Source organism: Pseudomonadota bacterium (genome assembly GCA_016927275.1).
Taxonomy (GTDB): Bacteria; UBA10199; UBA10199; order 2-02-FULL-44-16; family JAAZCA01; genus JAFGMW01.
The window spans coordinates 1-22,681 of sequence record JAFGMW010000035.1 but is presented as its reverse complement, the minus strand read 5'-3'; the positions used below and the strand labels follow the sequence as shown (position 1 = coordinate 22,681).

General features: G+C 66.2%; 21 protein-coding genes. 5 read left to right on the top strand and 16 right to left on the bottom strand.

Going from position 1 to position 22,681, the window contains the following annotated elements; translation table 11 throughout:
* Window positions 1-44: 44 nt before the first annotated feature.
* From JXA24_02370 to ndhC, 10 genes are read right to left on the bottom strand one after another with little or no spacing between them, the layout of a single operon-like run.
* Window positions 45-1,532, bottom strand: a complete 1,488-nt coding sequence (locus JXA24_02370) for an NADH-quinone oxidoreductase subunit N (protein ID MBN1282602.1) — start codon at window positions 1,530-1,532, stop codon at window positions 45-47.
* A complete protein-coding gene (locus JXA24_02365) occupies window positions 1,529-3,091 on the bottom strand; it encodes an NADH-quinone oxidoreductase subunit M (GenBank protein ID MBN1282601.1) in 1,563 nt (520 codons plus the stop codon). Before JXA24_02365 ends, JXA24_02370 begins: the two co-directional genes overlap by 4 nt.
* Before the next feature lie 13 nt (window positions 3,092-3,104).
* Complete coding sequence (locus JXA24_02360) at window positions 3,105-5,090, bottom strand: NADH-quinone oxidoreductase subunit L (protein ID MBN1282600.1); 1,986 nt, start codon at window positions 5,088-5,090, stop codon at window positions 3,105-3,107.
* 1 nt (window position 5,091) lies between these two features.
* A complete protein-coding gene (gene nuoK / locus JXA24_02355) occupies window positions 5,092-5,397 on the bottom strand; it encodes an NADH-quinone oxidoreductase subunit NuoK (GenBank protein ID MBN1282599.1) in 306 nt (101 codons plus the stop codon).
* Complete coding sequence (locus JXA24_02350; GenBank protein MBN1282598.1) at window positions 5,394-5,891, bottom strand: NADH-quinone oxidoreductase subunit J; 498 nt, start codon at window positions 5,889-5,891, stop codon at window positions 5,394-5,396. Before JXA24_02350 ends, nuoK begins: the two co-directional genes overlap by 4 nt.
* A complete protein-coding gene (locus JXA24_02345) occupies window positions 5,891-6,949 on the bottom strand; it encodes an NADH-quinone oxidoreductase subunit H (GenBank protein MBN1282597.1) in 1,059 nt (352 codons plus the stop codon). The genes JXA24_02350 and JXA24_02345 overlap by 1 nt, the downstream gene beginning before the upstream one ends.
* 10 nt (window positions 6,950-6,959) lie before the next feature.
* Complete coding sequence (locus JXA24_02340) at window positions 6,960-8,132, bottom strand: NADH-quinone oxidoreductase subunit D (GenBank protein ID MBN1282596.1); 1,173 nt, start codon at window positions 8,130-8,132, stop codon at window positions 6,960-6,962.
* The gene (locus tag JXA24_02335; GenBank protein MBN1282595.1) at window positions 8,129-8,569 is read right to left on the bottom strand and encodes an NADH-quinone oxidoreductase subunit C; all 441 of its coding nucleotides are present in this window, start codon (window positions 8,567-8,569) and stop codon (window positions 8,129-8,131) included. The genes JXA24_02340 and JXA24_02335 overlap by 4 nt, the downstream gene beginning before the upstream one ends.
* Window positions 8,550-9,005 carry an NADH-quinone oxidoreductase subunit B gene (locus JXA24_02330; GenBank protein ID MBN1282594.1) on the bottom strand — a complete coding sequence of 152 codons (456 nt, stop codon included), beginning with the start codon at window positions 9,003-9,005 and terminating at the stop codon, window positions 8,550-8,552. The genes JXA24_02335 and JXA24_02330 overlap by 20 nt, the downstream gene beginning before the upstream one ends.
* A 1-nt stretch (window position 9,006) precedes the next feature.
* On the bottom strand, window positions 9,007-9,210 hold the full coding sequence (gene ndhC / locus JXA24_02325) for an NADH-quinone oxidoreductase subunit A (protein MBN1282593.1): 204 nt from the start codon (window positions 9,208-9,210) through the stop codon (window positions 9,007-9,009).
* Window positions 9,211-9,331: 121 nt separating this feature from the next.
* Here ndhC and buk point away from each other — a divergent pair, with 121 nt between their 5' ends.
* The 3 genes from buk (at window position 9,332) to JXA24_02310 (ending at window position 13,641) form a co-directional block, all read left to right on the top strand.
* Window positions 9,332-11,686, top strand: a complete 2,355-nt coding sequence (gene buk, locus JXA24_02320) for a butyrate kinase (GenBank protein MBN1282592.1) — start codon at window positions 9,332-9,334, stop codon at window positions 11,684-11,686.
* Between the two features lie 81 nt (window positions 11,687-11,767).
* Window positions 11,768-12,178 carry a hypothetical protein gene (locus tag JXA24_02315; GenBank protein MBN1282591.1) on the top strand — a complete coding sequence of 137 codons (411 nt, stop codon included), beginning with the start codon at window positions 11,768-11,770 and terminating at the stop codon, window positions 12,176-12,178.
* A gap of 71 nt (window positions 12,179-12,249) precedes the next feature.
* On the top strand, window positions 12,250-13,641 hold the full coding sequence (locus tag JXA24_02310; protein ID MBN1282590.1) for a hypothetical protein: 1,392 nt from the start codon (window positions 12,250-12,252) through the stop codon (window positions 13,639-13,641).
* Here the strand turns inward: JXA24_02310 and JXA24_02305 are convergent.
* From JXA24_02305 to JXA24_02280, 6 genes are all read right to left on the bottom strand, one after another.
* Window positions 13,631-14,350 carry a hypothetical protein gene (locus tag JXA24_02305; protein ID MBN1282589.1) on the bottom strand — a complete coding sequence of 240 codons (720 nt, stop codon included), beginning with the start codon at window positions 14,348-14,350 and terminating at the stop codon, window positions 13,631-13,633. The genes JXA24_02310 and JXA24_02305 overlap by 11 nt on opposite strands.
* A gap of 8 nt (window positions 14,351-14,358) precedes the next feature.
* Entirely contained in the window at window positions 14,359-16,890 is a 2,532-nt protein-coding gene (locus JXA24_02300) for a homocysteine S-methyltransferase family protein (protein ID MBN1282588.1), read from the bottom strand.
* Between the two features lie 127 nt (window positions 16,891-17,017).
* Complete coding sequence (locus JXA24_02295) at window positions 17,018-17,827, bottom strand: thrombospondin type 3 repeat-containing protein (GenBank protein ID MBN1282587.1); 810 nt, start codon at window positions 17,825-17,827, stop codon at window positions 17,018-17,020.
* A gap of 21 nt (window positions 17,828-17,848) precedes the next feature.
* Window positions 17,849-18,643, bottom strand: a complete 795-nt coding sequence (locus tag JXA24_02290; protein ID MBN1282586.1) for a thrombospondin type 3 repeat-containing protein — start codon at window positions 18,641-18,643, stop codon at window positions 17,849-17,851.
* Window positions 18,644-18,821: 178 nt separating this feature from the next.
* Window positions 18,822-19,829 carry a thrombospondin type 3 repeat-containing protein gene (locus JXA24_02285; protein ID MBN1282585.1) on the bottom strand — a complete coding sequence of 336 codons (1,008 nt, stop codon included), beginning with the start codon at window positions 19,827-19,829 and terminating at the stop codon, window positions 18,822-18,824.
* A gap of 337 nt (window positions 19,830-20,166) precedes the next feature.
* Window positions 20,167-21,174, bottom strand: coding sequence for a thrombospondin type 3 repeat-containing protein (locus JXA24_02280; protein MBN1282584.1), 1,008 nt, complete (start codon window positions 21,172-21,174; stop codon window positions 20,167-20,169).
* Between the two features lie 153 nt (window positions 21,175-21,327).
* On the opposite strand from JXA24_02280, the gene JXA24_02275 reads away from it, so the two are divergent.
* Complete coding sequence (locus tag JXA24_02275; GenBank protein ID MBN1282583.1) at window positions 21,328-22,059, top strand: SDR family oxidoreductase; 732 nt, start codon at window positions 21,328-21,330, stop codon at window positions 22,057-22,059.
* Between the two features lie 57 nt (window positions 22,060-22,116).
* Window positions 22,117-22,518: a 6-carboxytetrahydropterin synthase gene (locus JXA24_02270; protein ID MBN1282582.1), complete on the top strand. Its 402-nt coding sequence runs from the start codon at window positions 22,117-22,119 to the stop codon at window positions 22,516-22,518.
* Window positions 22,519-22,681 lie beyond the last annotated feature (163 nt).

Sequence of the window (22,681 nt, the reverse complement as noted above, 5' to 3'; positions counted from 1 at the left end):
GCCCCGCGGCTGTCCAGCTCAGTGAAGGGAGATGAAAATCCTCCTCACAAAAGGGCCGAGGAGGCGTAGACGAAGGCCATCAGGTCCTGCGGAAAGAGGCCGAAGGCCGATACCGCCAGCGCCGCTGCGGCCATGACGCCGGTGAGCACGTTCGACCCCCCGCCTGCCGCCTCTTGCCCCTCAAGGGCGGGCGCCGCCCCGGCCTCCCTCATGTACATCGAGACTATGGGCCTCAAGACGCAGATGAACATGATCGCCGTGCCGAGCGACACCACCGCCGCGAGCATTATGTCGCCCGCGCGCGCAACCTCCATCACGAGATAGAACCTCCCGGCAAACCCCAGAGTGGGAGGCGCGCCGGCGAGCGAGAGAAGAAACAGCGACATCGCGGCCGCGGCCCAGGGCCTGCGCCTGGAGAGCCCGCACAGGCGTCTCGAGTCCAGCCCATCGCCCGGCGCCAGGGCGGCCAGCGCCGCGAACGCGCCCACCATCGAGACGCAGTAGGCCACGAGGTTCATGAGGAGGGCGCGCGCCATTGGCGCGTGGGAAAGGGCCAGCGAAGGGAGCGCAGCCAGCATGAACCCGCCGGCTGCGACCGAGAGATAGGCCAGCATCCGCTTGAGATTCTCCTGTCGCATCGCGGCCAGCGCCCCCCACAGGATCGTGACTGCCGCGACCGCGGAGGCGAGCCCGTGCCAGAGCGCGCCGCCGGGGGCCGCAATAGCCATGGCGATGCGAAGGAGCGCGACGAGGCCCGCTGCCTTGGCCGATGTGGCGATGAAGAGCGACACGGGCATGGGCGACCCCTCGAGCACGTCCGGCGCCCAGGAGTGGAACGGCGCAGCGGAGACCTTGAGCGAAAGGCCCGAGAACACCATCGCGAGCCCGAAGAGGAACATCCCCCTCCCCTCGCCGGAGAGGACGTACTCGAACCTCTCCGCGATGGTCGCGAGCGACGTGCTGCCCAGGCTGCCGAATATGAAAGCCAGCCCCATGCAGTAGAACGCGGTCGAGAACGCGGACATCATGAACATCTTGAGCGAGGCCTCGACCGACTGCGGCCGGGTGCGCGCGTAGCCGGCCATCGCCGAGAGGGAGATCGACGCGGTCTCCATGGCGATGAGGATGGCGATGAGGTCGCCTGCGAAGCACAGCGCCGCCATGCCGAAGGCTGAGAGCATCAGCAGGCCGTAAAATCCGATCCCCGTCCGCTCGCGGTGCCCGAGATAAGGGCTCGATATGAGCGCCGAGCAGGCCGCCGAAGCAAGCACCACGATCATGCCGGCCAGCCCGAGCCGGTCGGTGATCAGGATCGCCGCCCCGGCGGTCCCGGCCTCCGGCCAGGTCCGCCATGCGAGCGCAGCGGCCGCCAGAAGCCCGGCGACGGAGATCCCGGCGTCGACCCATCGGCCCGCGCCCCTGGTCGCCGCGGAGGAGATCAGTGCCGCGGCCGCGGCGATCGCGAGCACCGCCAGCGGAAGCGCCGCGCCGGGGAACCACGCGTGTGCGATGTCGAGGATCGCAGCCGTCACTCGCCCCTCCCCTCGGGCGCCGCCTCATCCGGGACCGGCGAACGGCCCGCCGGGATTATCATCTCCACCCTCTTCGAGAGCTTCACAAAGGCCTCCGCAGGCCTCTCTATCCTGCCGAGCAGCGGCTGCGGCCAGAGGCCCGCCAGCACGATCACCGCCCCGATAGCGGCCATCGCCGTGATCTCCGCCGGCCCAGCGTCGGACCGGCGCCGCTCATCCCCGGCCGCGCGCCTGCCGAAGAGGGCGATGACCACCCTGACCGCGATCGCGGATGCCAGAATGGCGAGCCCCGCAAGGGCCAGCGACGCGTGCAGCGTGCGCACCTGAAAGCTGCCCAGCAGCAGCGTGAACTGGCCGGAGAATCCGGCGAGGCCTGGCAGGCCGACCGCCGCGGCAGCAAAGAGGGCGAGCGCAGCGGCCACGGCCGGCATCGCGCGCCATATCCCCCCTGCGTTCGCCAGGTCGGAGCCGCCCGCCCTCGCCCTGAGCGTGCCCGAGACCATGTGGACCCCGCACGCTATCAGTGCGTTGGCCGCCATGAGCAGCACCGCGCCGGAAACCCCCACGGACTGGAGCGAGAAGAGACCCAGCAGCACGATCCCCATCTGCGAGAGCGAGACCGCCGCCGCGATCCGCGCTAGATCCCTCTCGGCAAGGGCCAGCATGGCTCCCATGAACACCGCGGCCACGCCGAGCCAGCACATGGCGGGCGCGAAGACCGCGACCGCCACCGGCGCTATCGGCATGCCGATCCTGAAGAATCCGTAGGCGCCGGCAGCCAGCATCGCCCCCCCGGCGAGCGCCGCCCCCGCAGGAGACGACTGCTCGCAGAGATCCGCGAGCCAGGTGTGGAGCCCGGCTATCGGCATCATGACCCCGAAGGCCAGCGCGAGCGCCCAGAACATCCACATCTGGTCGAAGAGGCCGAACCGGTGGGCCATCCAGTCCACGATGTAGAACGACTCTGCGCTCGCCCCTGCGAAGGCGAACGCGAGGAGCATAGCCGCGCTGCCCGCCGCTGCGAACGCCATGAATTTCGTAGCGGCGGCGATCCTCCCGCCCTCACCCCACACCCCCGTCAAAAGGCACAGGGCAGCGGCCGAGCCGCTCCAGAAGAGGTAGAAGAGGAACCCGTCGAGCGAGGCGAATATCCCGGTGAGGCACCCCTGGGCGAAGAGCATGAGGGCGAGCGACAGGCGCTCCCTCGGGACCTCCCGCCTCAGGGAAAATATGATGGAGCCGAAGCACGAAGCCGACGCTGCAGCCGCGAGCAGCCCCGAGACCCCGTCGAACCCGACCCTGTAGTAGATCCCGAGCGACGGTATCCACTGCGCCATCTCCGCGAACTCTATCTCCCCGCTGCCGCGGATCCTGGCGAAGGCGGCGACGCACAGCCCGGCGCCGACCGCGGAGAATATCGCCGAGGCGACCCTGGCCGCGGCCCTCGCCCCGGCCGGGATCGCGAGCGAGACGATCGCGCCCGCCAGCGGCAGCGCCACGGCCGCGCTCACCATATGCGCCGACATAAACTCCGCCGCCCTCGAGATCATCTCAGCCAATCGCCCCTCCGGATCACAGCGCCACCAGCGCGATTATCGCTACGGCGCCGATGAGAAAATAGAGCATGTAGTGATAGAGCATGCCGCTCTGCGCGGCGCGCGCGATCGAGGCGCCGAGCCCCACCGTCCTCGCCACGCCGCCCGCCGCTATCCCGTCGATCGCGGTCCTGTCCACCCCCCGCTTCACTATCACGCGGGCGAACCACTCGACAGGCCCGACTATTACAAGGCCGCAGATCTCCTCGAAGTAATATTTCCTGGCCGCCAGCTGCGCGAGCGGCCTTATGCGCCTTGCCACCCGGGCGGGCCAGTCGCGCTTCTGCGCGTAGATGAGCCAGCCGAGCACGGCGAAGTGCGCCGACCACAGCAGAAAGACCGCCGCGAGGACCATCCACGTGCCGCAGGATCCGTCTGAGAACGCGCTGCCGCTCTCAGACGGTATGAGCGTGCCGAGCCAGCCGCCTATCCAATCGGAGCCTCCCAGACAATGCGGCAGCCCTGCGAAGCCGGCCCCCGCGACAAGCGAGATTAGAAGCATCGTGGCCAGCACCATGCTCATGGACGGCTCCGCCACCCTCTTGTACCTCGACGCGTCCAGCGCGCTGTCGCCGAAGAATACCGCGCCCGCGGCCCTGAAGATGTAGAAGGCGGTCACGCCGAGGGCGGCGAGCCCCATGATCCAGAGCGCGACGTGCCCCCGCTCGAAGGCCCTGCCCAGTATCGCCTGCTCGCTGAAGAAGCCCGATGCGGGCGCGATCCCGGCCATCGCCGCGGCGGAGACCACGAAGGCCCATCCGGTTATCGGCATCCTCCGCACGAGCCCGCCCATCGACAGGACGTCGCTCTCGCCGGAGGAGGCCTTTATGGCGCTGCCGGCCGAGAGCACGAGCAGGCACTTGAAGAGGGCGTGCGTCGCCAGATGGAACGAGGCCGCGATGAACGCGCCCATGCCCGCAGCCATGTAGATGAGCCCGAACTGGGATACGGTGGAATAGGCGAGTATCCTGCGCAGGTCCCTCTCGGCCAGCGCCATCGTGGCGGAGAGGAGGGCGCATGCCGCGCCCGCCCACGCCATGACCGAGAGGGCGGCAGGCGCCAGCGCGAATATGTAGTTGAGCCTGATCACCATGTAGACGCCGAGCGCCGCGGTGGTGACCGTGCCCATCAGGGCGAAGGCCGGGGTCGGTGCGAGCGCCGCCTCCGGCATCCACAGGTGCAGCGGGATCTGGGCCGATTTGGCCGCCGCGGCGCCGAATATGAGCAGGGCGACGGCGGAGGCCACGGGCATGAAGAAGGCGACCTGGCGCTCCATGGTCTCGAAGTTGAAGAGGCCCGAATCCGCGTCGGCCCCCGAGGCGGACATGGCGCCGAATATCACGAACGCCGCAGCGAGCAGGGAGGCGTCGCCTATCGCGTTTATGGCGAAGGCGCGCAGCCCGGAGCGCAGATCGGCCCCCTCTCCCCTGCGGGAACCGATCAGCGCGCAGGATGAGAACCCGACCCCCTCCCACCCTGCGATGGCCAGCACCAGGTTGTCGGCGAGCACCGCCAGCAGCATGAAGAATATGAGGAGCGAGGATACGGCGTGGTACCTGAAGAAACCGTCGTCGTTCCACATGTCGCCGATCGAGTACAGCTGCACGAGAAACCCCACGCCCGCCACGAGCGCCGCCATGAACATGGCCAGCTCGTCCACGCGAAGCCCAACGTCCACGCTGAAGCCGGGTATCGCGGCCCACCGGAACAGAGGCCCGGTGATGGCGGAGGGCGAGACGGCGTCGAAGCCGGTCAGGGTGAAGAAGATCACCGCAGTGGCGGCCAGGGACCCGAGAGGCGCGCAGACGCTCAGGAGCGAGACCAGGGGCCTCGGTCCCGGCGATTCGCTGCCCGAGTAGAGGGCGGCGACCAGCGCGCTCGCCGCGGCTGCGGCCAGCGGCATCGCGACCACGAGCCATATCATCGCCTGCAGGCTAACGTGGCTGTATATGAGTTCGAGCATCCTAGTCCCTCAGAAGCCTCAGCTCGTCTCCGTGCACAGTCCCGCATCTCTTGAAGACCGCCACCAGAAGGGCCAGCCCCGCCGCCGCCTGCGCGGCGAGCACCGCTATCAGGAAGAACATGGCCGCCTTGCCCTCCGGCAGGAGGTTCCACCGCGCGAAGGAGGCCATCGCGAGCATCGCCGCCGCCATCATCGTCTGGATCGACATGAACACCACGAGGACGTTCCTGCGCACGCACGCTCCCGCGGCGCCGATCGCGAAGAGGGCCGCCGAAAGCAGGAGCAGGTGCTGAAGGGTGAGCGTCATCCCTCTCCCTCCCTGCCCGCCATTACCACCGAGGCCGCGGCCGCGGCCATGAGCATGAGCCCGGATAACGCGAAGGCGAGCGCGTACCCGGAGGCGATGGCCTTGCCCACGGTGAGCGGCGAATCGAAGTGCACGCCGCTCGCCGGCGCCGCAAAAAACGGGGGCGCCGCGACCGCTATCGACATGACGATGGCGAGGTAGCCGGCGGCCACGGCCGCGAGCACCTTGCCGAATTTTATCTGCCGGGCCCTCGCCCTCCTGCCCGGCTCCATGAGCATGAGGACGTAGAGGCAGAACGAGAGGGTCGATCCCACGGCGACGATGAGAAACGCCGACGCCGCCAGCGGCGCGCGCATCAGCGCCATGATGGCAGCGACCGGTATCACGAGGCCCAGGAGCCAGACCGCGGAGCTGAGCGGGTCGCGCCTGGAGAGCGCGATGACCGCCGATGAGGTCGCGGCCGCCGCAAGGATGTAGAAGACGATCGCCTCCACTAATCCCCCTTCGACAGGACGGTCACAATATAGGCGGTCGCAGCAAGATTTGCCATAGCCAAAGGCATGAGGGCCCTCCACGCGAAGCGCACGAGCCGGTCCCCCCTGAGGGAGGCGATGGACGCCCGCGCGAATGCGAACAGCACAAGGAGCAGGGCGCTCTTAGCCGCCATCGCCGCAAGGCCCGCGACGGCGACCGACGGCTCCACCGCCCAGGCCGGCACGATCACCCGGAGGGATTCGGCCAGGGACGACACAGGCAGAAACGGCAGCTGCCAGCCGCCGAGGAACGCGGAGCATCCGACCGCAGCGAGCGCGGCCGCGAGCGCGCTGAACGAGAGGCGCCGTACAAATCCCGCGGCAGCGGCCGTCTGGGGATGGATGCGCGCCACATCCTGCCCCGCGAAGCGGCCGCTCTCGACCCTGCGCAGGGCCATGCATGAGCTGGCCGCGAATATGGCGAACGCGACCGGCTGCCTCGCCCAGTTCCATCTCCAGATCGCATCGCCCTGGTCCGCGACCAGCCCCGCCGGATCGATCTTCCCCGAGAGGAGGACGACTGAGGCCAGGGCGAGCATCATCGCCGGAAAAAACGAGAAGTACGCCGCGGCCGATCCGACCGCCACCGCGCGCGAGGCGCGGTCGCCCTCGCCGGCCATGGAGAGAAACGACGCGCACGCCCACAGGGAGACCATGGCGAGGGAGAAAAGAAGCCCCGCGCCCGGTTCCCAGACCGTGAAGGAGAACCGCCAGGCGCCGGCGGATATCGCGGGCGCAAGCTGCACAGGCGCTGCGGCGGCGAGCGCCGCGACGAGCGCCGCGACCGGCGCGAATGCGAACGCCGCGGCGACGCCCGGCTTCCTCTTCGGCCCCCTGGACACGAGCGAGAGCGCCAGGGCCGCGGCGCGGACGAGGCCTGTGCCGTACGCCGGCCCGCAGCGGCCGGAGGGGGATGCGGCCCAGCGGTCGAGCGCCGAGGCGGCGCGCATGAGCCCGCACAGCACCGCGAGCGCCAGCGCCGCGGAGAGGGCCGCCGTCCAGATCTCTATCGGGTCCAATCGATCCCCCTCACCTGTCCGCCTCAGAGGCCGAGGCCCCGAGGCTCGCAACGATCATGGGCACGTCCTCGACCGCGCACCCCTTCAGAATCACCGGGGCCGCCTGACAGAGCGCGAACGACGGCGACCGCACCCTGAACCTGTAAGGCCGGGGGGAGCCGTCGGAGACCAGGTGAAACCCCATCTCGCCCGAAGCCGCCTCCACCAATGCGCATCCCTCCCCGGCCGGGAGCCGCTGCTTGCCTGCCATGATGCGCCTGTGCCTCGCCAAGCCCTCACCGCCGCCGTACACCTCGTGCGCAGGGGGGAGGACGACCGCCCCCTCCTTTGCAGTCAGCGGCCCCGGCTCCATCATCGCCATCGCCTCTTCCACTATGCGCGCGGACTCCGTCGACTCAAGCAGCCGGACCACGGTCCGGTCGAACACGTCCCCCTCCGCCCCTACCGGGACCTCGAAATCGAGCCCGGCGTACATGAGATACGGCAGGTCCCTCCTCAGGTCCCTTGCCTGCCCCGCGGCCCGAAGGGATGGCCCCGTTACGCCCCATGCGGAGGCGGCGTCGGCCGAAATCACGCCGACTCCTCGCGTCCTGTCCGAAAAGATCCGGTCTCCCGCAAGGGCAGAGGCAGCACCGCCTGCCTCGTCCCTCACCCTCCGCATGAGCGCACGGCCCCTCTTGCTCTCCGCGCCGCCCAGGTCGCGCGCCACGCCCCCTATCCTGGATGAGGAGCCGGAGGCGCCGAAAGAGGCGCGCACCCACCCCTCGACCGAATCCCTGCACGAGAGGAGGAGGGCGGCGCGCGAGGGGAGACCGGCGTGCGCGAGCGTGCGGCCCGCGTGCGACAGCCCCTCGCGTATCCTCCACGCCTCGCAGAGGATCGTGCGCAGCCATTTCGCCCTCGCCGGGACCTCCACGCCGAAGAGGGACTCCACCGCCATGCAGCAGCAGGTGCCGGCGATGCCGGGCGACGCGCAGCCCGCCCTCTCCGCGACCGCCCTGGCCGAATGCCACGTCATGGACTCGGCGAGCTTCTCGAGGCCCCGGTGCGCAAAGCCGATCTCGGACCGGGCCGCCTCGACCCGGGCGCCTCGGGCCTTGATCACAAGGCGAAACGGCATGCCGGAACCGGGATCGCCGGCCGGGATCGAGATCTCATGCGCATCTGCGGCGGAGCCGGTCATGATACCCCTCGAAAATCCTTCCTCAGCGGATGACCATGAAAATCGTCCTCCGTGAGTATCCTCTTATGCGCAGGGCCGCCCCTGAACGATATGCCGAACATATCGAAACACTCCCTCTCGTACCACTCCGCAGCCGGGTGCACCCTGACCAGCGATGCGATCTCCGAACCGGTTTCGGGGAGGCGCGCCGTGAGCGTGAATCGAGACCCCCCGCCGCCGTCGCTGAGCTTCGCCACGATCTCGAAGCGCAGCCCCTCCCCCTCGCGGTCGATGCAGAAGAGGTCCATGAGGGCGGAGAGGCCCGACTGCACCTTGAGGATCGCGGCCGCATCCTCCCATCTCTCGGGGGGCACCTCGGCGCGCGCGGCGGCCCCCTCGCCGCTCACCTTCGCCCCGCGGATCCCATCCCCCACCGCCTCAATCGGATTTCTGATCATCTTCCTCCACCGGAGCGGGCCTTCTGATCATGGATGCGAGTTTCTCGACCGCGCGCACGAGCTCCCCGGCGTCGGGCGGGCAGCCGGGGACGCGCACGTCGACCGGCACCGCGCGATCGGCGCCGCAGTTCCCGGCGTAGGGAGCGGCAAGCGCGCCTGACGACGCGCACGTCCCGAGCGCGATCACCCATCTGGGCTCGCCCATCCTGTCGTAGAAATCCCTCAAGAGCCTTGCCCTCTTCGCGCCCACGGGGCCGGAGACGATGAGCAGGTCCGCCTCCTCCGGCCTCTCGACCGTGGGGAACATGAAGCCGCGGCAGGGCCGCGCATCCGTGCATCCGCAGCAGCACGACGCGAGCTCGACCGCAGCCAGGCCCCTGCGCCTGGCCCACGCCACGAGGTCCCCTGCCCGCGCTCCGAAGAAATCCAGGGACATCTCACCCCTCACGGTCAAGGGCCCTGCCGCCGAGCGCGAAGGCCAGGGCGATCCCCATGAAGAAGAGGAACGCCGCGATGTGGACGAAGGCAGCGACGGCAGCGCCTGAATCCGCCGCCCACCTGAAGGCGAGGGCCCACGGCACTAGCAGGACGAAGCCGGTCGCAAAGACGAGAAACAGAGATGCCATGAGGAAGAACGGCATGTGACATACTTTAACAATTCCGAATAGTTAATACAACACAAACCCAATGGCGCCCGCCCCATTATTACCGTTGCACTCGCGTCGTGTTTTCTATAGGTCTGCCCCGCTTCCGACTGCGAATATGCGAGGAAACACAAAGACAGCGCTGGTCCTGGGGTTCGCCCTCTTCGCGATGTTCTTCGGCGCGGGCAACCTCATATTCCCTCCGTCGCTCGGCAGGCTCTTCGGCGACCGCTTCGGCCTCTCTCTGCTGGGATTCGTGATCACCGGCGTCGGGCTTCCGCTCCTCGGTGTGCTTTCGGTGGCCAGGGCCGAGGGCGGCATCGACCACATGGCCCGCAGGATCGACCCACGCTTCGCAAAGGCGCTCTCGCTCACCCTCATGCTGGTGATCGGCCCGTTTCTCGCGATACCCAGGACCTGCGCCACCACCTTCGAGCTCGCGATCGCGCCCAACTTCCCGCAGATCAACTCCTGGCTGTTCTCCGCCCTCTACTTCGGCGCCGTGCTCTTCTTCGCGCTCAACCCCCTCTCGGTGATAGACAGGATCGGCAAGATCCTCACGCCGCTTCTCCTGGCTTCGCTGGCCGCAATGATCGCCAGGGGCATAGCGAGCCCCATCGCCTCGCCGATCGTCACCGACGCGCCGCACGCCTTCGGGAAGTCGCTCATCGAGGGCTATCAGACCATGGACCTGATGGCCGCGACCATATTCGGCATCGTCATACTCAACGACCTGCGCAGCAAGGGCATATTCGAGCGCTCGGCCCATCTGAGCATCATCATAAGGGCGGGCATAATCTCAGCGGTGTCGCTCGCTCTGATCTACGGCGGGCTCAACTACCTCGGCGCCACCACGAGCGTGCTCGCGGAGCAGATGACCCGCACCGAGCTCATGATCTTCATCTCGCACTCGCTGCTCGGGCGGGCCAGCGGCCTCTTCCTCGGCGTCGCTGTAGCCATGGCGTGCCTCACCACGGCCATAGGGCTCACGGTCGTGTGCGGGGAGTACTTCAACAAGTTCTCCTACGGGAGACTCAACTACAGGCTCGTCTGCGTCGCGATCGCAGCGGTGAGTTTCATCCTCGCCAACGCCGGCGTGGAGAAGATCATATCCCTGGCCGTGCCGCTCCTGGTCACGCTCTACCCGGTCGTGATGGTGATCGTGATACTGTGCCTCGTCGGCTGGAGGCTTTCCAACCGCAACATATGGCGGGGGGCCGCGGCCGGCGCCCTCATCTCCGGCATAGTGGAGGCGGCGCACGCGAGCGGCGCGGGTATAGCGGTCGCGGACCGCATCTGGGAGGTGCTGCCTCTCACCCACCTGGGCATCGGCTGGGTGCTCCCCTCGGCGCTGCTGGCCATGCTCGGCGCGCTGGTGAGGCCGAGGCGCGTGATCAAGAGCTTCAGGGTGCTGGCGGTCTGCCCGAGCCAGCTGGCGACCCACGTCGCGATATTCGACGACGACGTCGCGGTCTTCGAGACCGCCATCCCCCACAGGCTCGACCGGGCGATGGACGCGGCTCAGCGCGAATCGGAGCTCAACCTCATCAAGGAGGAACTCGCGCGCAGGCTCTCTCAGCTGAACATCGACCTCTCCACGATCGACGCGATAGCGGCCAGGGGGGGATTTTTGCACCCGCTGCCGGGCGGGGTCTACCGCGTCACGCGGTCCATGGTCGACGATCTGGTGAAGAACGCCTGGCGCCAGCACCCCTCCAACTGGGGTGCGGTGATCGCAAACGAGATCGCGGAGGCCAACGACATCGACGCCTTCATCGTGGACCCGGTCGTGGTCGACGAGATGGACGATCTCGCCCGGTTCTCCGGCATGCCAGAGATAAGGCGCGCCTCGATCTTCCACGCCTCCAACCATAAGGCGGTGATCAGGCGCATGGCCGGCAACATCTGGAAGCCGCCGCACAGGATCAACGCGATCGTCGCGCACATCGGCGACGGGACATCGGTGGGCGCCCACCGGCAGGGCAAGGTCGTGGACGTGAACAACGCACTCGACGGGGACGGCCCGTTCTCCGCCCTCAGCGCCGGGTCTCTCCCCACGGTCGACGTGGTGAGGCTCTGCTTCCAGGAGGGGGCCTCCGAGGAGTCGGTGCTCCACAAGATCCGAAACGCGGGAGGGCTCATCGCCTATCTGGGCGTCACAGACGTGGAGGAGATAAACCGCATGATCGAAGCGGGCGACGAGAAGGCTGCCGGGGTCGTCGAGGCCATGGCCTACCAGGTCTCCAAGGAGATCGGCGCGCTCGCCGCGGCGCTGCGCGGCAGGGTGGACGCGATCGCGATCACCGGCGCCTACGCCGCGATCCCGCTCCTCACCCGCTCCATCAAGGCGCGCTGCGAGTTCCTGGCGCCGATCTTCGAGTACCCCGGCGAATCGGAGACCTCGGCCATCGTCGGCGGCGCGCTGCGCGTCCTCCGCGGCGAAGAGGAGCTGCTGGAGTACGACCCCGCCTAGCTGTCGTCCTGAAGCGTCGTGAGTGCGGATGGACTTCTCCACGAGATGTGATAATGTGCGCAAGGGGTAAAAGGAGGCCATATGCTCGTGCGCATAGCACTTTTCGGGGTCATAGGGGTTTTTGCGGCCCTCGTAGTGAGCGCCGCCCGCAAGTCGTACGCAGCAAGGCGCATGGATCTCGATGCGGAGACCTCTCTTCTGCTCTTCCCGTTCTTCGGCCTCATCGCCCTCATATACCCGATCATCGCGGTCCGCGTCTCTGCGATGCCGTGGTACGGCCGCGGCGCGGTCTACATGATCGCCTTCTTCGCCGCGCAGTACGCGGCGGGGCTCATCCTCACCAAGCTCAACCGCTGCCCCTGGAACTACTCCGGCAGGGGGTCGCTCGGGGGGCTCGTTCGCGTCTCGGACGCGCCCCTGTGGTTTGCGGCGGGGCTGGGCGTGGAGCACATCTACCCATGGGTCAAGGCGACCGCCGTGGCCCTCTCCTGAACCCGCAACCGGTTGTAATCAAAGTGAAGATTGGGCTTCAAAGCGCACCGCCCCTGTGTTAGGCAGATGCCATGGGTTTCTCGATCCAGGATTTCCTGGCCGACGCGTCGAGGGCCGTGGCGCAATTCGTCGATCTCGAGGAGAAGTGCGCGAGGGAGGTCGCTGGGCTCAACGAAAGCCCTGCGAACAGGATGTGGGAGAGCTCCCTCTACTCGACGCTGGCCTCGGGCGGCGTGCCTCATCACGTCGTCTCCGAGCTGCGCGTAAGATGGGAACCGCAGTTCAAAAGGTACAGGCAGCTGTGCGACGCGGGCCCCGTGAGGACTCCGGCGCTCAGGATCTTCCGCATCTGCGCTGAGTCGGTGGCGCTGAGGTTCGGGCTCTCCCTGAGCAGGGTCCTTTCCAAAGACTGGATCGATTTCGCAGTCCGCCCCTCGGAGGAGGCGCGCGCCGATGCCCTCTTGTCCAGAATGCGCAAGCTGCGCGTCGAGGAGCGCTGGGCAGGGGAGCTCGCCTCCACATGGGAATTCCTCTTCGCCCCCGGCGGCCAGGACGACCGAAACCTCAAACCGCCGCGCCTCTTCTACGAGCTCGCAGACAGGGATAGCTCCCACGTCAAGTTCGTCCACCCCTATGAGGAGGACCTGGATTTGAACGGCATAAGGGAGTTCAGGCAGGCCGAGCTCGAGAGGGCGCTCTCGCTCATCGAAGGGAACAGGCTCAGCATGGTGCTGGGACACCCGGGATGGAGGCCCGTGGCGCGCGGCTTCGACCTCTGGATGGAGACCCTCAAGCTGAAGCTCTCCTCGTCCGGCACACCAGTCGCCGACTTCACGGGCGCAGGTCAGGACCTCGATGCGGCGCGCCGCGACCTCGACGGCTTCGGCGGCGTCGCCATGGTGAGCCCTGCGGCGCTGGCCGCCGTCGCAGGGGGCCTGGGCAACTCGGCAAGGATATTCATCGTCGCCGAGACCGGGCTGGCCCCGCACGAGGCTGCGGCGAAAAAAATCGGGCAGGCCCTCTCGGAGGCCGGGCTGCGCGGCGAGATTGCGGTGCTCGCCGTGGACCACAAGGCCCTGAACAGCAGGCAGGCGGAGCAGATAATCTTCGGGGAGAGGGGGATGCTCGCCGAATCCATCCCGCACGGCCCCGATTTCATAAAGGACCTGTCGAGAAAAAACCCCATGCTGCCGGGGGTCTTCTCGCGGCTGGCGGACGCCCTCGAGGAGGAGATGTCGATGAGCGGGAAAAAGGGGGCGAAGACGCGCCTCGACGACGAATGCCGGAGGACCCGGCGCCTTCAGCCGGCGAGGGGGGCGCCGCAAGGCGGGGCGCTGGCGACCCCCAGCGGGTGCTGGAACGGCCACCTCGACAGGATCACTTCGCTCTCGAAATCGAACATCATAACGGTGGGTCAGTGCAGCGCGCCGTTCTTCACCATGAGCCTCGCGCTCAGGGCCTGAACGGGGCCGCCTCCTCGTCGACCGACACGATGGCCGAGGTCGAATGCTCAGGAATGAGCTGGCAGGTCTCGGTGATCCTCACGCCGATCCTGTCGGCGCCCAGCAGTTCGTAGATCTTTCGCTGGTCCATGAGGTCGGGGAACGCCGGGTAGCCGGGGCTGAAGCGGAAGCCCACCACGTCCCCCGCGCCGAGCTCGGCCCTTATCATGCGCTGGCAGAACTCCGCTGTCGCCTCCGCGAACTGCGCCGCCAGCCCCCTGAGGTAGAACGAGTCGCTGTATCTCTTCTCCGAGAACTGCCTCGCCGATATCTCGGAGGCGCGGCCCCCTGCGGTCACGAGCTGGAACGCCGCGAAGCCGCGACCGAAGAGGTCGGCGATGCATCGGTTGGGCGTCTGCCTCTCGCGCGGGAAATCGAAGCGGAACTCGCGGCGCTCCCCCTTCACCAGAAGCCCGTTGCCTATGCGCCTGCACTCGAAGTAGCCGTAAGCGATCGCCGGCGCTATGGCCGACTGAGCCCGCACCAGCGCCATCTGCCTCTCGTATATGGGGATCGCCTTTTCGGCCTTGAGCCCCTCCCACTCGTCCGCGGAAATACCCCGACGAAACTGCCAGCGCGAGGCGAAGAGCGCCTCCTTGTCGAGCAGCGCCTCGACCTCGTCGAGCGGAATGTCCTTCACGATCCTGGTTCCGAAAAACGGTGCCTTCATCTTCCCTCTCAGCTTCTCAGCTTCTCAGCTTCCAGCCCCTTCGCCACTATCTCCATCTCCCTGAGCCCTGCGAACGCGTCGGGGCAGTAAGCGACCCTTCCGCCGTAGGCCGGGGAGAGCCTGCCCTTCACGAAGGAGCCGGTGAGGGCGGCGCCCCCGCAGAGCACCGGGACGTTCAATCCCGCCTCGCGGAAGATGCACAAATCCTCCCGCATCACCTCCGTGGAGCTGACGAGCAGCCCGGACAGGCCGATCGCGTCCGCCTTGTGCTCGCGCGCCGCGGCGATGACCGCTGCCGCAGGCTGCCTTATGCCGAGGTTCACGACCCTGAAGCCGTTGTTGGCCAGGATCGCGTCGACCAGGTCCTTGCCTATGTCGTGGACGTCGCCGCGCACCGTGGCGAGCACGATCGTGGCCCTGTGAGAGGCCTCGCCTCCGCTCATGTGCGGGGCGAGGAGATCGATCGCGGCGCGCATCGCCTCCGCCGAGGCGAGCACGAACGGCAGCGGCGTGCGTCCGGCCCCGAACTCCTCCCCCACCCTCTGCATCGCCGGCAAAAGGACCCTGTTCACGATCTCCCGGGCGGGCATCTCGGAGAGGAGATCGTCGACCAGCCGGGCGATATCGTCCCTGCTCCCTTCGATCACCCTCTGTGCGAGGGCGTCGGCCGAGGAAAGCGGCGCGCCGCCGCGGGCCTTCCCTTCATCGGGGGCGGCATCCGCGGAGAGAGACCTGATGACCTCCGCGAGAGGGTCGCCGTTTGAGAAGTCGCCGTCGATCAGCCGATCCAGCATTGATCTCATCCGTTCCGGTATCCTGTCGAGAGGCACGATCCGCGCAGGATTGATTATGGCCGCGTCGAGCCCCGCCTTCAGCGCGCGATCGAGGAAGGCGCTCGTGAGCTGCGCCCTCGCGGGCGCGGGCAGGCCGAACGATATGTTGCTCACGCCGAGGATCGTGCGCACCCCCGGGATGCTCCGCTTGATGAGCGAGAGCGCCTCGAGGGTCTTTGCCCCTGCGGTGCGAAGCCCGGGGTCGCCGCTGGCGAGCGTGAAGGTGAGCGGGTCGATGAGCAGATCGCCCCTCGAGAGCCCCGCCCCCTCCGCCATATCCACGAGCCTCTCGGCGACCTCGAGCTTTTCAGCGGGGCCCTTCGCCATGCCATGTTCGTCTATGCAGAGGCAGACCACCGCTGCGCCGAATCTCCTGGCGAGAGAGAGGATCGAGCCGGCCTTCGCGCCGCCGTCCTCGAGGTTGATGGAGTTTATGATGGAGCGGCCAGGCGCACGGGAGAGCGCCGCCTCTATCGCGCCGGGATCCGTGGAATCGATCATTATGGCCGCATCGGCCCTCACGGCGATCCTGCCCACCGCCCTCGACAGGTCGGCCGCCTCGTCCCTGCCAGCGTACGCCACGCACAGGTCGAGCGCGTGGCTGGACTGCGCGGCCCCCCTGGCCACGTCGGCCATGGCGTCGAACTCCCCCGCCAGGACCAGGTCCCTGAATTTCCTGGAACCGTTCGCGTTGGTCTGCTCGGCGACGATGAACGGCCTCGGCTCCTGATCCAGGGGATATGCCGTGAACAGGCTCGACACAAAATCGAACGCCCTCGCTTCGGCCTTCGATCTTTGCACTTTGAACTTTGACCTTCGGCCTTTGAGTTCCCCGGCGAGTGCGGCGATGTGTGCGGGCGTCGTCCCGCAGCACCCGCCGGCGAACGATATCCCGAAGCGCTCGATCAGCCCGCCCAGCTCCCCGGCGAACTCCTCCGGCCCCATCGAGTAGACGGGCCTGCCCTCCACATTCTCCGGCATGCCAGCGTTGGGCTGGCAGACGATCAAAAACGGCGAAGAGGCTGCCAGCGCGTGGAGCTGCTCCTCCATGGCGGCCGGCCCCGTTGCGCAGTTGATGCCGAAGGCGATGGGAGAGAACGGCGCCGCGGCAGCGAGCGCCGCGAGGATCTCCGTGCCGAGGAGCATCGTGCCTGAGGGCTCCACCGTGACCGAGACGACGACCGGCAGGTCGAGCCCCTTTCTCCGCTTCGCCTCCATAACGGCGGCGAGCGCCGCCTTGACCTGCAGGGGGTCCTGGCTGGTCGAGGTGATGAAGAGGTCCACCCCTCCCTCAGCGAGCGCCAAGGCCTGCTCGAGATACGCCTCGTAGAGCTCCGCATGGGGAATGTGCCCGAGGGTCGGGAGCTTCGACGTGGGGCCCAGCTCGCCGGCCACGAACCTTGCGCCGCCAGCTGCATCGGCCTCCCTCCGGGCGATCGCCGCAGCGGCGAGGTTTATCTCCCGCACGCGGCCGGAGAGCCCGTGCTCCGCGAGGGCCACGCGCGAGGCTCCGAAGGTGTTGGTGATTATGACCTCCGCCCCCGCGGCGAGGTACTCCCTGTGCACCCGCGCCACCGCCTCCGCATCTTCGATGTTAAGCGACTCGTTGCAGGGGCGGGCGGACCCGTGCGCATCGAGCATCGTGCCCATCGCGCCGTCGAATATGACCGCGCCCATCTCAGCCCTCTTTCTGAACTCGGCAGGCATTCCATCTCCAGGTATCGGCAAGGCCTAACACGGGGGACAGAGCTAGGCAAGCGGGGCCGGCGCTGCGATACAGGCAAAAAAAAGGGCCGGCACATGGCCGGCCATCTGTGGTCTCTCTAGGATTGCCCTACCGCCTGCGGCGCCACGCGACGAGCGCGCCCAGCGCGGCCATGATGAGTGCGGCGCCGCACCCGGTCGCCTGTGGGCCGATCAGGCTGCAGCCGCCCTTGCCGAACCCGTTGCCCTCTATCTCGTCCGGCCCCAGGTCGGAGATCGGCCTGTCGTACGGGTTCACATCCTGGCTCTCGTCCTGGTTGATCTCCGGCGGCACATACCCCTCGCCCTCGCACGCGTCGCCGACTTTGTTTCCGTCCGCGTCCGCCTGTCCGGGGTTGTAGACGATCCTGCAGTTGTCGCAGGCGTCGCCCACCCCGTCGTCGTCGCTGTCCAGCTGATTCGGGTTGTAGTCGGAGGGACAGTTGTCGATCGGGTCCTCGAACTTGTCACCGTCCGAATCGGTGCATACGGACGGATCCTGCGAAGGGTTATACACGGTCTTGCAGTTGTCCAGGTGGTCCGTGACCCCGTCGTAATCGGAGTCGTCGCACACGTCGCCTATGCCGTTGTCGTTCCAGTCCCTCTGATACCCTGCCTGCAGCTCCGTTGCGGTCACGATGCTGTCCATATCGGCGTCGCAGTTGAGCTGATCAGCTCCGCAGTTCCCGTTTGGAACCGCGGGGCAGTTGTCCACCGGATCGCCGTCAGGGATCCCGTCGAAATCGGCGTCGTTCATGTCGGTGTTGTCGATGACAGCGTCGCAGTCGGTGTCGAGGCGGAGGACGCCGTAGTCATTGATGTAACACTGGGCGAGGGCCGTGGCCGGGGCCGCGAGCATGACCATGAAGACCAGCGCTATCGTCGTCTTTGCGACTCTCATCAAAAGCCCCCTTCTCCAATCTCAGCCGCGCCTGCGGCCCGCCGCTATAAAAGCTATCGCGGCAGCCAGCGCATAGATCGAAAACGCACCCGCGGGCCCGAACGCTGCTCCCTGTGTCAGGCTGCAGCGCGAACTGTCATACTGGGCGAGATATCGGGCGTCCTGCCCCTGCGGCACCACCTCCGATGCGGTCCCGGTCCACTCGCAGGCGTCGCCCCGTCCGTCTCCGTCCGAGTCCTCCTGGAGCGGGTTGGGCACGGTCGCACAGTTGTCCTGTTTGTCCGGGATCCCGTCGCCGTCCGAATCGGATATGCAGGCGTCGCCGAACCCGTCGCCGTCCGAATCGAGCTGGTCCGGGTTTGCGACGAAGCGGCAATTGTCGCACGCGTCCCCTGCGCCGTCCAGGTCGCGGTCCTCCTGGCCCGGGTTGTACTGCTCAGGGCAGTTGTCGATGTCGTCGTAGACCTTGTCGCCGTCGAAGTCGGAGCACGCGGAGGGATCCTGGCCTGGGTTGTGGACGCCCGGGCAGTTGTCGAGGTAGTCCATGATGCCGTCGCCGTCCGAGTCCTCGCACGCATCGCCGAGGCCGTTCCCGTTCCAATCCTTCTGATAGCCGGCCCGCTTCTCATCGACGGTCACCGAGAAGTCGCCGTTGATGTCGCAATAGAGCAGATAGGCCGTGCAGTCGCCGTTGCGCACCGTGGGACAGTTGTCCAGCCCGTCCCATGTCCCGTCGCCGTCGCCGTCGAGGGCAAAGGCGGGCAGCGCGATCGAAACCGCCGCAAATATGAAAAACACTGTGAGTACCTTCTTCATGGAGAACTCCTCTGAAGATACCTCCCCTCCAGCTCTATTATCGGTTGCGGCGTATAAAAGTTGCTTGAAACCGGCGGCCTTTGCCAGAGAAAAGTTAAATATATAATAAAATCAATAAGATAAAAAGAGGCCCCGCAGGGCTGCGGGGCCTGAAAAATCAACTTTTACAAATCTTGAGCTATCTTTTTCTCTTCACCACGAGCGCCGCAAGCGCGAGGGCGATGGCCGCGAACCCCGCGGGGTTGAATACGGCAGCGGGCATGACGCTGCAGAACCCGCCGTCGCTGATGGTCGTGGTCGGGGCCGTGACGGCGCCCGCTCCGGTGTCGACAACCGGGCAGCCGTCGCTGCCTGTGCCGGCCTCCTCTGGGCATGAATCGGCCAGGTTGATCACCCCGTCATTGTCGCAGTCGGCCTCGGGGTCGCTCAGGTCGCACTGGGCCGGTTCGGCCTGGACTTCGCAGCCTGTTGCGTCCACCTGCGTCCCGCTCGGAGTGCCCGGACACTGGTCGAGGCTGTCCGCCACCCCGTCGCCGTCAGTGTCGCTTTCGGCAACCGCTTCCTCGCACGCGTCCCCCACTTTATCCCCGTCCGCGTCTGCCTGGTCGGGATTGGCCACATTCACGCAGTTGTCGCACTTGTCTCCAACACCGTCCCCGTCGGCGTCCTCCTGATAGTAGTTGCTGACATTGGGACAATTATCCGAATCGTCGGGCCAAAAATCGCCGTCGGTATCCAGCTTGATCGCAATCTTAGGGGACTCATCGCACTTGTCGTCCTTGTTGACCTTGAAGACCAGCTTGGCGTTGGCGGGCATATCCGTAGGCTCGACGAGAAAAAGACACATGAAATTCGTGTCGTCCTTCGACGCACTGAAGAAAGGACTCATGTCATAGCTCTTTAGCGGAGTGCTCTGCGTGTCCTTGTAGAGATCCGCCGTGAGGCTGACCGTGGGGGGCGTGGTCGTATAGTTGAAATACTTATAATCTGAAAATTTCTTGTTCGCGGCCATCTTGCCCTTCACGGTGACGCGCCATTTGTTCTGGCTCGTCTTCCACTTGAGGAAAAGGTAGTCTCCCTGACTGTTCGAGAGTATATCGGTCTGGGTGCAGGTCCACGCGGGCTTCGCGTATGCGATGGTCGCGATCAGCACCAGGAACAACACCGTCGTTGCCTTGATCTTCATCTCTCCTCCTCCTCCCCCACCGATTGTGTCTGCCACCTTACTATCAACGCCCTCCGATTTCCACAGCTATCCTCTCGGGACCCGCATCGCACCTGCCTCTGCCGCCCTCCCCTGAAGGCCCCGATGATTCACTGATATCAGGCAAAATAAGAAACAAGCAAGATCCGTGCCTGCTGATGAGAATAAAATATATGTGTTATATCAATGGGTTAATTGCAGACACCCTTTCCAGCTATGATAAAATCGTCAATTCCTTGACCCCTCGCCCGCAAAACGCCGTGAAACGTGAATCATTTGTCATCACCGGCTTCGGGTGGCAGGGAGGAACCGCCAGTCACTAGTCACCAGTCACGGGTTTAATCAGGCTGCACCCGCCCAGGGACTCGGTGAATGAGGAGCCCGCGGCAGCTTCGGCCATCTTCGCAGCGTCCGCTTCGGTGCCCGAAGGCCCGACCGGCGCTTCGGCCGGCTCCTCTGACGGGGTCATCCCCTTTACCTTGGCCTCGCACTCGGCAAGGGCCTGGCAGGCGTCGCCTGCGCCGTCCCCGTCCGTGTCCTCCTGCGAGAAGTTGGGCATGTCTGGGCAGTTGTCGATCCCGTCGGGCACCGCGTCTTTGTCAGCGTCGACGAACCTGGCGACCATGTCCTTGAGCGGCTGCTGGGGTGCCGGGCAGTAGACGTTGGTGCCGCTGATCCAGAGCTGCCCCTCCGATTCGTTCGCCTTTGCGATCAGGTCCTTCGCCTTGCCCTTCATCGTCATGCCGTAGACGCAGCGGAACAGCTCACCCTTATCCTCGCCCTCTTTTCTGCCGAGCGATATGCACTGGGGCTTGTAGAGGAAACTCTGCATGAGCGCGTAGGTCCAGCGATCCCCGACAAAATCCTTCGGGAAGAACCACACGAAGATCTTCTCGTTGCCGATCTGGGCGTTCCAGAGCTTTTTCTCCTTCATGACGTCCAGGGTGGACGCGGGCTTGAGCTCCGACATCAGGACGCCCTCGGCGAGCCTGCCGTAGAGGACACCGAGGCTCATCGATCCGTCGTCGGTAGGGATGAACGTGAAGTAATAGTCTTCCGGGTCGTCGCTCATCAGCCTCCGCTCGTCTTTCGGGCAGAGCTTCTCCGGAGGCAACACCTTTTCCGCGAGGGGCACCCTCTTCGCCTCCTCCGCCTTGAAGCCGAAGAAGAGCTGCTCGGCCGGGACTACCGGCGAGACCTCGATCGTCTTTTGGGTCAAGGTGAACTCCGGGACCTTGGGATCGGCACTGCGCTCCTGAGCATATGCTGCCGCCAGGCACAGGGCAAATGCCGATAAAGACGCGACGCAGATGATGGCTCTCTTCATGATTCCTCCCTTTGTTCGCACAAAATCATGCGATGTCGTGCGGAAGTTTATCCCAAATCCCGTTGAATGGGTATCGAAAAAATCCTCACCCTGCGACGTTCGGCCGGCACCTGACGATTGACTACCGCCCGCCGGAGGGTTAAGACCCGTGCCATGGAGCACAGGCGCAGAAAGATCCTCATAACCGGGGCCACCGGAACGATAGGCTCCGCCGCGGCCCGCGCGCTCGCCCTCCCCGGCGCCTCCATGACCCTCTGCTTCAAGAGCAGGGGCGAGAGGGCCGAAGCGCTCAAGGGGGAACTCTCCGGGCTCTGCGACGTGCACCTCGCCCGGGAGGACCTCTCGCTGGACGGGGCGTGCGAGGCGCTCGTCGATCTCTGCTGCGCCAGGATGGGCGGGGTGGACCTGCTCGTGCACTGCGCCGCAACTCTTGAGAAGACTCCGCTCGGCACCGTGACCCACGACCAGTGGGGCCGGATCTTGGACACGAACCTCAAGGCCGCCTTCTTCCTCGCGCAGGCGGCCGGCATGAGGATGCAGGCCCAGGCTGGGGGCGGCTCGATAGTCCTCATCTCCGACATCGCAGGGCAGAGGCCCTACGGCGGCTATATCCCCCACTCGATATCAAAGGCCGGGATAGACGCCCTGGTGCGCGGCCTCGCGAGGGCGCTGGCCCCGTCGGTCACGGCCAACGCCGTCGCCCCGTACATAGTGACGAGGCCCAGGGGCATGACCGACGCCGAGTGGCAGGGGGTGCTCGACAGGACGCCCATGCGCCGGGCTTCGACCGCCGAGGAGGTGGCCGCGATCGTGAAGGCCGTTGCGCAGTCTGAGACCATGACCGGCCAGGTGATATCGATCGACGGCGGCCGCCTTCTCAGATAGTCCTTCGAGTCACGAGTCACGAGTCACGAGTCACGAGTTACGAGTCACGGATTCATTATGTTCACCATATCCAAGACATTCTCGTTCTGCTACGGCCACAGGCTCCTGGGCGATCCGGGCCGCTGCCGCCACCTGCACGGCCACACGGCCAGGGCCACGCTCACCCTCGCCTCGAGCTCGCTGGACGAACACGGCATGGTGCTCCATTTCGACCGCCTCAAGGAGACGATCGGCCGGTGGATCGAGGAGAACCTCGACCACTGCATGCTTCTGTGCGAGCGCGACCCCGCAGCCGCCTGCCTCAGGGACGCGGGCGAGAGGTTCATGGAGATGAAGGAGAACCCAACCGCCGAGAACATCGCAAGGATGCTCTTCGAGCGCTCGAAGTCCTTCAACCTCCCTGTCATCAGGGTCGATGTCTGGGAATCGGATACTGCAAAGGCAAGTTACGGGAAATGATTTGGCCGCTTCGGGTCCTGTCGCCGGGCTCACCCCCATTCGACAAATTCCAAGCACCAAATCCCAAATTCCAAATAAGCACCAAATCCCAAATTCCAAATAAATTCCAAGCACCAAATCCCAATGATCAAATGGTTTTGTTTGGAATTTGGTGCCTGGTAAT

Coding starts and splice junctions, on each gene's coding strand:
- JXA24_02295 (MBN1282587.1), bottom strand. CDS start 17,827: ATGAGAGTCGCAAAGACGACGATAGCGCTGGTCTTCATGGTCATGCTC.
- JXA24_02305 (MBN1282589.1), bottom strand. CDS start 14,350: ATGAAGGCACCGTTTTTCGGAACCAGGATCGTGAAGGACATTCCGCTC.
- JXA24_02330 (MBN1282594.1), bottom strand. CDS start 9,005: ATGTCCCTGGATTTCTTCGGAGCGCGGGCAGGGGACCTCGTGGCGTGG.
- JXA24_02290 (MBN1282586.1), bottom strand. CDS start 18,643: ATGAAGAAGGTACTCACAGTGTTTTTCATATTTGCGGCGGTTTCGATC.
- JXA24_02335 (MBN1282595.1), bottom strand. CDS start 8,569: ATGATCAGAAATCCGATTGAGGCGGTGGGGGATGGGATCCGCGGGGCG.
- ndhC (MBN1282593.1), bottom strand. CDS start 9,210: ATGCCGTTCTTCCTCATGGCATCTCTGTTTCTCGTCTTTGCGACCGGC.
- JXA24_02340 (MBN1282596.1), bottom strand. CDS start 8,132: ATGACCGGCTCCGCCGCAGATGCGCATGAGATCTCGATCCCGGCCGGC.
- JXA24_02285 (MBN1282585.1), bottom strand. CDS start 19,829: ATGAAGATCAAGGCAACGACGGTGTTGTTCCTGGTGCTGATCGCGACC.
- JXA24_02275 (MBN1282583.1), top strand. CDS start 21,328: ATGGAGCACAGGCGCAGAAAGATCCTCATAACCGGGGCCACCGGAACG.
- buk (MBN1282592.1), top strand. CDS start 9,332: ATGCGAGGAAACACAAAGACAGCGCTGGTCCTGGGGTTCGCCCTCTTC.
- JXA24_02315 (MBN1282591.1), top strand. CDS start 11,768: ATGCTCGTGCGCATAGCACTTTTCGGGGTCATAGGGGTTTTTGCGGCC.
- JXA24_02300 (MBN1282588.1), bottom strand. CDS start 16,890: ATGCCTGCCGAGTTCAGAAAGAGGGCTGAGATGGGCGCGGTCATATTC.
- JXA24_02310 (MBN1282590.1), top strand. CDS start 12,250: ATGGGTTTCTCGATCCAGGATTTCCTGGCCGACGCGTCGAGGGCCGTG.
- JXA24_02270 (MBN1282582.1), top strand. CDS start 22,117: ATGTTCACCATATCCAAGACATTCTCGTTCTGCTACGGCCACAGGCTC.
- JXA24_02360 (MBN1282600.1), bottom strand. CDS start 5,090: ATGCTCGAACTCATATACAGCCACGTTAGCCTGCAGGCGATGATATGG.
- JXA24_02280 (MBN1282584.1), bottom strand. CDS start 21,174: ATGAAGAGAGCCATCATCTGCGTCGCGTCTTTATCGGCATTTGCCCTG.
- nuoK (MBN1282599.1), bottom strand. CDS start 5,397: ATGACGCTCACCCTTCAGCACCTGCTCCTGCTTTCGGCGGCCCTCTTC.